Below are 8,024 nucleotides of genomic sequence, written 5' to 3' on the forward strand. Positions count from 1 at the left end.
TTAGCGCCGTCGGCGCTATCTGAGGACACAGCATGTTAAGCATCAAGAATTTGAAAGTGAGCGTGGAAGGCAACGAGATCCTCAAGGGATTGGATCTGGAGATCAAACCGGGCGAAGTGCACGCCATCATGGGGCCGAACGGCTCGGGCAAGAGCACGCTGTCCGCCACGCTGGCCGGGCGTGAAGAGTACGAAGTGACCGAAGGGGAAGTCACCTTCAAGGGCAAGGACCTGCTGGAGTTGGATCCGGAAGATCGCGCGGGCGAAGGCGTGTTTCTGGCGTTCCAGTACCCGGTGGAGATCCCCGGCGTCAGCAACCACTTTTTCCTGCAGACGTCGGTCAACGCGGTGCGCAAATACCGCGAACAGGAGCCGCTGGATCGCTTTGACTTCGCCGATTTCATCGAAGAGAAGATCGCACTGCTGGATATGCCGGCCGATCTGCTGACCCGTTCGGTCAACGTCGGTTTCTCCGGCGGCGAGAAAAAGCGCAACGACATTCTGCAGATGGCGGCGCTGGAGCCGGATCTGTGCATTCTCGATGAAACCGACTCCGGTCTGGACATCGATGCGCTCAAAATCGTCGCCAACGGCGTCAACTCGCTGCGGGACGGCAAGCGCGCCTTTATCATCGTCACGCACTACCAGCGCATTTTGGACTACATCCAGCCGGATTACGTACACGTGCTGTCCCAGGGGCGCATCGTCAAATCCGGCGATTTCTCGCTGGTGAAACAGTTGGAGGAGCAAGGCTATGGCTGGCTTACCGACCAACAGTAACGCCAACGCGTTGCAGCAGCTGTATCGTCTGTTCGAAGGCCGCGGCGGCGAGCGTTCGCCCCATGCGCTGGCGCATTGGCAGCAGGCGCTGCGCCTCGGCTGGCCGACGCGCAAACATGAGAACTGGAAATACACGCCGCTCGAGGGGCTGCTGGAGCAGCACTTCCTTGAGCCGCAGCCCGCATCCGTGAACGCCGCGCAGCTCGAGGCGCTGGCGCTCGGTATCGACGCCTGCCGGCTGGTGTTTATCGACGGTCGCTACAGTGCCGCGCTCAGCGATGGCGATCTGGGCGACTACCAGTTCGAGCTGACCGCCTACGGCACGCCGCAGGCGCTGCCGGAGCCCATTCAGCCCGAAGTCTTCCTGCATCTGACCGAAAGCCTGGCGCAGGAAACCAGCCTGATCCGTCTGCCGGCCGGTAAAGCCCCCACACGGCCGCTGTACCTGCTGCATATCAGCAGCGGCCGCGGCGTGACGGGGGAAGTGAATACCGTGCATCATCGTCATCATCTGGAGATTGGGCGCGGGGCCGAGGCGGAAGTGATCGAACACTATGTCAGCCTGAGCGAGGCCGCGCACTTTACCGGCGCGCGCCTGACCGCCAACGTGGCGGACAACGCCGGGCTGTTGCACTGCAAGCTGGCGTTTGAAAGCCGGCCGAGCTACCACTTTGCCCATAACGATCTGGTCATCGGCCGCGACGCGCGGGTGAAAAGCGACAGCTTCCTGTTGGGCGCCGGCCTGACGCGCCACAACACCAGCGCGCAGCTGAACGGCGAAGGCGCCAATCTGGTGATCAACAGCCTGGTGCTGCCGGTGGGCAAGGAGATCTGCGATACCCGCACCTATCTGGAACACAACAAGGGCTACTGCGAAAGCCGCCAGCTGCATAAAACCGTGGTCAGCGATCGCGGCAAAGCGGTGTTCAACGGCATGATCAAAGTGGCCAAACACGCCATCAAAACCGACGGGCAGATGACCAACCACAATCTGTTGTTGGGGAAAGTGGCGGAAGTGGATACCAAGCCGCAGCTGGAGATCTACGCTGACGACGTTAAGTGCAGCCACGGTGCCACCGTGGGGCGTATCGATGAAGAACAGCTGTTTTATCTGCAGTCGCGCGGCATCGACAAACGCGCGGCGCAGCAGATGATTATCTTCGCCTTCGCCGCCGAGCTGACCGAAGGCATCGCCAACGACACCATCCGGGAACGGGTGCTGGCGCGCATCGCCCAGCGCCTGCCGGGGGAGGCTGCATGAGTTATCCGATTGAACGCGTGCGCGGCGACTTCCCGCTGCTGGCGCGCGAGGTGAACGGCCAACCGCTGGCCTACCTCGACAGCGCCGCCAGCGCGCAGAAACCGCAGGCGGTGATCGACCGCGAACTGGATTTCTATCGCCACGGCTATGCCGCAGTGCATCGCGGCATCCACACCCTGAGCGCCGAGGCGACTCAGCAGATGGAAGCGGTGCGGGAACAGGCGGCGCGCTTTATCAACGCCGCCTCGGCGGAAGAGATGGTGTTCGTCAAGGGCACCACCGAAGGCATCAACCTGGTGGCCAACAGTTTTGGCCGCCACCGGCTGCAGCCGGGCGACGCGATTCTCATCACCGAGATGGAGCACCACGCCAACATCGTGCCCTGGCAGATGCTGGCGCAGGAGCGCGGTCTGCAGCTGCGGGTTTGGCCGCTGCAGCCCGACGGCACGCTGGATCTGGCACGGTTGCCGGAACTGATCGACGCGTCCTGTAAACTGCTGGCGCTGACCGAGGTCTCCAACGTGCTGGGCACCGTCAACCCGGTGCGCGACATCATCGCCCGCGCCAGAGCCCTGGCGCCGGATCTGACCGTGCTGGTGGACGGCGCGCAGGCGGTGATGCACCAACGCGTCGATGTTCAGGCGCTGGACTGCGATTTCTACGTATTTTCCGGGCATAAGCTGTATGGCCCTTCCGGCATCGGCATGCTGTATGGGCGCCAGGCGCTCCTGCAGCAGATGCCGCCGTGGGAAGGGGGCGGTTCGATGATCCGTCAGGTCAGCCTGACGGCGGGCACCACCTTCGCCGATCCACCCTGGCGCTTCGAGGCCGGTTCGCCGAACACCGCCGGCATCATGGGGCTGGGCGCGGCGTTCGATTACGTCGAAGCCCTGGGGCTGAATGCGATCCGCGATTACGAACAGTCGCTGATGCATTACGCGCTTGAGGCGCTCAAGCAGGTGCCGACGCTGAAAATCTATGGTCCAGCGCATCGGGCCGGGGTGATCGCCTTCAATTTGGGGGAACACCATGCCTATGACGTCGGCAGCTTCCTCGATCAGTACGGCATCGCCATTCGCACCGGCCACCATTGCGCCATGCCGCTGATGGCGTTTTATCAGGTGCCGAGCATGTGCCGCGCGTCGCTGGCGTTATATAATACCCGCGAAGAGGTGGACCGGTTGGTGGCCGGGCTGCAACGCATTCATCAGTTGTTAGGCTAGCCGGGGCGCGTCCTCGGCGGTACAAAAGGATCCCCATGGCGAATTTGCCGGACAAAGACAAATTGGTGCGTAATTTCTCCCGCTGTTTGAACTGGGAGGAGAAATACCTGTACGTGATTGAACTCGGCGCCAAATTGCCGCCGCTGGACGAGGCCGAGCGGCAGGCCGAGAACCTGATTTCCGGCTGCCAGAGCCAGGTGTGGATCGTGATGCGTCGCGATGAGCAAGGGCAGGTCGAATTCCATGGCGATAGCGACGCGGCGATCGTCAAAGGGCTGCTGGCGGTGGTGTTTATTCTTTATCGTCAATTGACGCCACAGCAAATCGTCGAGCTCGACGTGCGGCCGTTTTTCTCCGAGCTGGCGCTCAGCCAACATCTGACGCCTTCGCGCTCACAGGGGCTGGAGGCGATGATCCGCGCTATTCGCAGTAAAGCCGCTCAGCTGGCCTGATCCTTAACGCCACTGCTCTTTAAAGGCTCATTGATATATTCGCTTTGTCAATGAGTCTTTACAATACACCGTTTCCCCTAGGGATTATCCCCCAATTCAGTGATATTTCAGCAGCTTACCCATTGACGTTTCGTTGACAATCGACGACGGCGATTACGTTATAACGTGTTGATTTTTAGAGAACTTATTGCCTTTGATGCCAGCGTTGCTAGTATTAATCAGGTATTGTCTGATTTACCCACCGCCAGGCGCTCGTTAGCCTTGGGGGCGAACCGTCATAAAAAATATAGGGATGATAATGAAACGTGCGTTGAGTTTAATGGGCATGGTCTTCGCCACCGTACTGGCCGGCACGCAGGCCGCCAGTGCGACCGAATACCCGCTGCCGCCGCCGGACAGCCGTCTGATCGGCGAGAACACCACTTATACCGTGCCAAACGACGGCCGTCCGCTGGAGGCGATCGCCGCCGACTACAAGATTGGCCTGCTTGGCATGCTGGAAGCCAACCCCGGCACCGATCCGTTCCTGCCTAAGCCGGGTACGGTGCTGACCATTCCGACCCAAATGCTGCTGCCTGACACCAAGCGTGAAGGGATCATCGTCAACCTGGCCGAGCTGCGCCTTTACTACTATCCGAAAGGCGAGAATAAAGTGATCGTCTATCCGATCGGTATCGGCCAGACCGGGATGCACACGCCGCTGGAGGTGACCTCCATCAGCCAAAAGATCCCTAACCCGACCTGGACGCCCACCGCCAACATCCGCAAGCGCTATCAATCCCAGGGCGTGACGCTGCCTGCGGTGGTGCCGGCCGGCCCTGAGAACCCGATGGGGCTGTTCGCCCTGCGTCTGGCGATGGGGCGCGGTGAATACCTGATCCACGGCACCAACGCCAACTTCGGTATCGGCATGCGCGTCAGCTCCGGCTGTATTCGCCTGCGTCCGACGGATATCGAGGCGCTGTTCAACATGGTGCCGCGCGGTACGCGGGTGCAAGTGATCAACGATCCGGTGAAGATTTCGGTCGAGCCGGACGGCAAACGCTATGTGGAAGTGCACCAGCCGCTGTCGCGGGTGGAAAGCGACGATCCGCAGACCATGCCGATCGCGTTGTCTAAAGCGGAGAAAGCCTTTGCTGCCGATGGGCAAACCGATCGCGCCGTGTTCGATAGCGCGGTTGTACGCCGCTCTGGCATGCCGGTGCTGGTCAACGTAGGGGAGAGCCCGTCTGAGGTGAGTTTAACGCCTGCAGCGGCTCCTGCGGCGAATAAGAGCCCATTCAAGGCAGCGCCAATCAGCTCGGTGAACTAAGTTTGCCGGATTGAGCGGTCGAAGAGGGGTTCAGCGTGCTGAACCTCTTTTTTTTGCCTGCCGCGCTGGAAAGCCCAGGCCGACAAACAGACAAAAAAAAACGGCGCACAATGTGCGCCGTTTTCAATAACCAAAGCTATCTTACTTTTTGTAAGCGTGAGCTTGGTTGTCCAGACGCTGGTTAGCGCGTGCTGCGTCGTCTTTAGCCGCTTGAACGTCAGAACGCATTGCGTTCACGTCGTTGCTCAGCTGATCAACTTTAGCGTTCAGAGTCTGAACGTCAGAAGACAGTTGATCGATTTTAGCGTTGCTAGAGCAGCCAGCCAGCAGAGTGGAACCCAGGATTACCGCGCCCAGTACCAGTTTAGTACGATTCATTATAACACCCTCTAGATTGAGTTAATCTCCATGTAGCGTTACAAGTATTACACAAACTTTTTTCGAAAGAGAATAATTTTTTAGTGTTGAGGTGCTTTATTTTGATCGTTCGCTCAAACTTGCATCTGGTTTTACAAATTAGTTAAAAAAACGAGGGAAAACAGCCGGCTTCCATGGGACTACTCCGATTTGTTATTAGCTAAATAATGAGCAGATCGCGGTTGCGTTTTGAGAAAAATAGTTTACTGCCGATAAAAAAAACGCCGCAAAGCGGCGTTTTGATCAAGATAATTATGTCACGTTTTATATTACAGCACGTGTACCGAGGCGGTATTGGTGGTGCCGCTCGGCACCAGCGCGCCGGAAACCATCACCACGACGTCGCCTTTTTGCGCCAGGCCGCTGGCCAGCGCGGCTTCTTTACCGATGCGGTAGAAGTCGTCGGTGGAGGCGATTTCTTTGACCATCTGCGGGATAACGCCCTTGCTCAGCACCAGCTGATGCGCGGTGGTCTGGTTGGTGGTCAGCGCCAGGATCACGGCGTTCGGGAAGTATTTACGCACGGATTTCGCTGACTTGCCGCCGCTGGTGGCGACGACGATCAGCGGCGCGTCCAGTTTTTCGGCGGTTTCAACCGCGCCGCGGCATACCGCTTCGGTGATGCGCAGCTTGCGGCGATCGTTCAGGGTATCGATGCGGCTTGGCATCACGCGATCGGTGCGTTCGCAGATGGTCGCCATGATGTTGACCGCTTCCAGCGGGTATTTGCCCTTGGCGCTTTCGCCGGACAGCATGACGGCGTCGGTGCCGTCCAGAATGGCGTTGGCGACGTCACCGGCTTCCGCACGGGTAGGGCGCGGGTTCTTGATCATGGAATCGAGCATCTGGGTGGCGGTGATCACCACTTTACGCGCACGGTTGCATTTTTCGATCATCATCTTCTGGGCGAAGATCACTTCTTCTACCGGGATTTCAACGCCCAGATCGCCGCGGGCAACCATGATGCCGTCGGACGCTTCGAGAATTTCGTCGAAGTTGTTCAGGCCTTCCTGGTTCTCGATCTTGGAGATGATCTGGATCTGCTCGCCGCCGTGCGCTTTCAGGTGCTCGCGGATCTCCAGCACGTCGGAGCGTTTACGGATGAAGGACGCCGCCACGAAGTCGACGCCTTGCTCGCAGCCGAAGATCAGGTCGCGTTTGTCTTTCTCGGCCAGCGCAGGCAGCTGGATGGACACGCCCGGCAGGTTGACGCCTTTGTTCTCGCCCAGGTCGCCGTTGTTCAGCACCTTGCAAACGACTTCGTTCTCGGTCACGTTGGTGACTTCCATGCCGATCAGGCCGTCGTCAACCAGCACGGTGTTGCCGATCTTCAGGTCGGCGGCGAAGCCGGCGTAGGTCACCGCCACGCGTTCGCTGTTGCCGATCACGCTCTGGTCGGTGGTGAAGGTGAAGGTTTGGCCGGCGACCAGAGAGGCGTCTTTGCCGCCTTCCAGTTTCATGGTGCGAATTTCCGGGCCTTTGGTATCCAGCAGGATGCCGGCGTTGATACCGGTTTTCGCCATCACGGCGCGCATGTTCTTGATGCGGTTGCCGTGCTCTTCATAGTCGCCGTGAGAGAAGTTGAGACGCATCACGTTCATGCCCGCATTGAGCAGGTTGGTCAGCATTTCTTCCGATTCGGTTTTTGGACCGATGGTACAAACAATTTTGGTCTTTTTCATGGCGGAGTTTTCTACAAGTTGTGATGGATAAAAAAACGAATTTGACCGGCGTTGTTTACGCCGATAGGGAATTTGAGCCGTGCCTGGTGGTGAAAAACATAGTTAAGGATAGGTGACGACAGTTGATGTGGGGCGGAAAAATTCAGCCCGCGCGGGGGCGCGGGGATGCTGCGCAACGGGGTGAGATTAAATCGTGTTGTTATTGCGTTTTCGCAGATCAAGGGCTGAAACCATTCAACTGATAGACGTTGCGCATTATAAAGGCTAAGCGGCGGGAAACAAAATAAAAAACCGCGGCGGTGCGGCGGATATGTCAAAACGAGGGCAAATGTGGCGCAAATGCAACGCGTTGCGTACGGCTTGTTGCGCAAATAACCTTGCTGTAAATGCGGCTTAGCGCGTTTGCGGGATTTCCAGCAGCACACCGGCGCTCAGGCAGAAGCAGCCGCTGGCGACGTTGGCCGGCAGGGTCAGGCTCTCGCCGGTCCGCACTATCCGCGTGTCGCCGCCGAGGGTGAACTCGAATTCACCCGATATCACCCGGGTTTGCAGCGCGTGCGCGGGCTTTTGCAGCTGGCCGAAGGCCCCGGTCTCGAAACGCACTTCCGCTGCCGGCGAACCGTCGCTCATCACGCCTTCACGACGGGCAAGGCCATTGTCGAGCAGTAAAAAGGGGGTGTTGGCGGTGAAGGTGGTCATGTGGCGTTCCTGATGGCTGATGGCGGTAGTTCGGCGCAATCGACATGAAAAATCGAGCGGTCGGGCAGAGACGAAACAGCGAGAATTATAACGCGATAGGGGGAGAGGTGAATCAGCAATATGGTGCGTCCGAGTGGACTCGAACCACCGACCCCCACCATGTCAAGGTGGTGCTCTAACCAACTGAGCTACGGACGCA

The 8,024-nt window shown here is 58.8% G+C and carries 8 protein-coding genes and 1 tRNA gene; 5 read left to right on the top strand and 4 right to left on the bottom strand.

The window, feature by feature from the left end:
* The first annotated feature begins 32 nt into the window (after positions 1-32).
* From sufC to HWW83_RS20670, 5 genes are all read left to right on the top strand, one after another.
* Complete coding sequence (gene sufC / locus HWW83_RS20650) at positions 33-779, top strand: Fe-S cluster assembly ATPase SufC (RefSeq protein WP_016927936.1); 747 nt, start codon at positions 33-35, stop codon at positions 777-779.
* Positions 754-2,040, top strand: coding sequence for a Fe-S cluster assembly protein SufD (gene sufD / locus HWW83_RS20655; RefSeq protein ID WP_047026202.1), 1,287 nt, complete (start codon positions 754-756; stop codon positions 2,038-2,040). Before sufC ends, sufD begins: the two co-directional genes overlap by 26 nt.
* On the top strand, positions 2,037-3,263 hold the full coding sequence (sufS, locus tag HWW83_RS20660) for a cysteine desulfurase SufS (RefSeq protein WP_096242195.1): 1,227 nt from the start codon (positions 2,037-2,039) through the stop codon (positions 3,261-3,263). The genes sufD and sufS overlap by 4 nt, the downstream gene beginning before the upstream one ends.
* A 35-nt stretch (positions 3,264-3,298) precedes the next feature.
* Complete coding sequence (gene sufE, locus HWW83_RS20665) at positions 3,299-3,715, top strand: cysteine desulfuration protein SufE (protein ID WP_122004178.1); 417 nt, start codon at positions 3,299-3,301, stop codon at positions 3,713-3,715.
* 298 nt (positions 3,716-4,013) lie between these two features.
* Positions 4,014-5,027: a L,D-transpeptidase family protein gene (locus HWW83_RS20670; protein ID WP_033652724.1), complete on the top strand. Its 1,014-nt coding sequence runs from the start codon at positions 4,014-4,016 to the stop codon at positions 5,025-5,027.
* Between the two features lie 141 nt (positions 5,028-5,168).
* On the opposite strand, the gene HWW83_RS20675 is transcribed toward HWW83_RS20670, so the two are convergent.
* The 4 genes from HWW83_RS20675 to HWW83_RS20690 form a co-directional block, all read right to left on the bottom strand.
* The gene (locus tag HWW83_RS20675) at positions 5,169-5,405 is read right to left on the bottom strand and encodes a major outer membrane lipoprotein (protein ID WP_004931354.1); all 237 of its coding nucleotides are present in this window, start codon (positions 5,403-5,405) and stop codon (positions 5,169-5,171) included.
* A 308-nt stretch (positions 5,406-5,713) separates the two neighbouring features.
* Entirely contained in the window at positions 5,714-7,126 is a 1,413-nt protein-coding gene (gene pykF / locus HWW83_RS20680; protein ID WP_033642909.1) for a pyruvate kinase PykF, read from the bottom strand.
* 393 nt (positions 7,127-7,519) lie between these two features.
* A complete protein-coding gene (locus HWW83_RS20685) occupies positions 7,520-7,825 on the bottom strand; it encodes a cupin domain-containing protein (protein WP_033642910.1) in 306 nt (101 codons plus the stop codon).
* Between the two features lie 121 nt (positions 7,826-7,946).
* A tRNA-Val gene (locus HWW83_RS20690) sits at positions 7,947-8,023 on the bottom strand.
* Between the last annotated feature and the right edge of the window lies 1 nt (position 8,024).

Source organism: Serratia ureilytica (assembly GCF_013375155.1).
Lineage (GTDB): Bacteria > Pseudomonadota > Gammaproteobacteria > Enterobacterales > Enterobacteriaceae > Serratia > Serratia ureilytica.

What these genes read in the sequence shown, in the direction of transcription:
- sufC (WP_016927936.1), top strand. Translation starts at nt 33, where the DNA reads ATGTTAAGCATCAAGAATTTGAAAGTGAGCGTGGAAGGCAACGAGATC.
- sufD (WP_047026202.1), top strand. Translation starts at nt 754, where the DNA reads ATGGCTGGCTTACCGACCAACAGTAACGCCAACGCGTTGCAGCAGCTG.
- sufS (WP_096242195.1), top strand. Translation starts at nt 2,037, where the DNA reads ATGAGTTATCCGATTGAACGCGTGCGCGGCGACTTCCCGCTGCTGGCG.
- sufE (WP_122004178.1), top strand. Translation starts at nt 3,299, where the DNA reads ATGGCGAATTTGCCGGACAAAGACAAATTGGTGCGTAATTTCTCCCGC.
- HWW83_RS20670 (WP_033652724.1), top strand. Translation starts at nt 4,014, where the DNA reads ATGAAACGTGCGTTGAGTTTAATGGGCATGGTCTTCGCCACCGTACTG.
- HWW83_RS20675 (WP_004931354.1), bottom strand. Translation starts at nt 5,405, where the DNA reads ATGAATCGTACTAAACTGGTACTGGGCGCGGTAATCCTGGGTTCCACT.
- pykF (WP_033642909.1), bottom strand. Translation starts at nt 7,126, where the DNA reads ATGAAAAAGACCAAAATTGTTTGTACCATCGGTCCAAAAACCGAATCG.
- HWW83_RS20685 (WP_033642910.1), bottom strand. Translation starts at nt 7,825, where the DNA reads ATGACCACCTTCACCGCCAACACCCCCTTTTTACTGCTCGACAATGGC.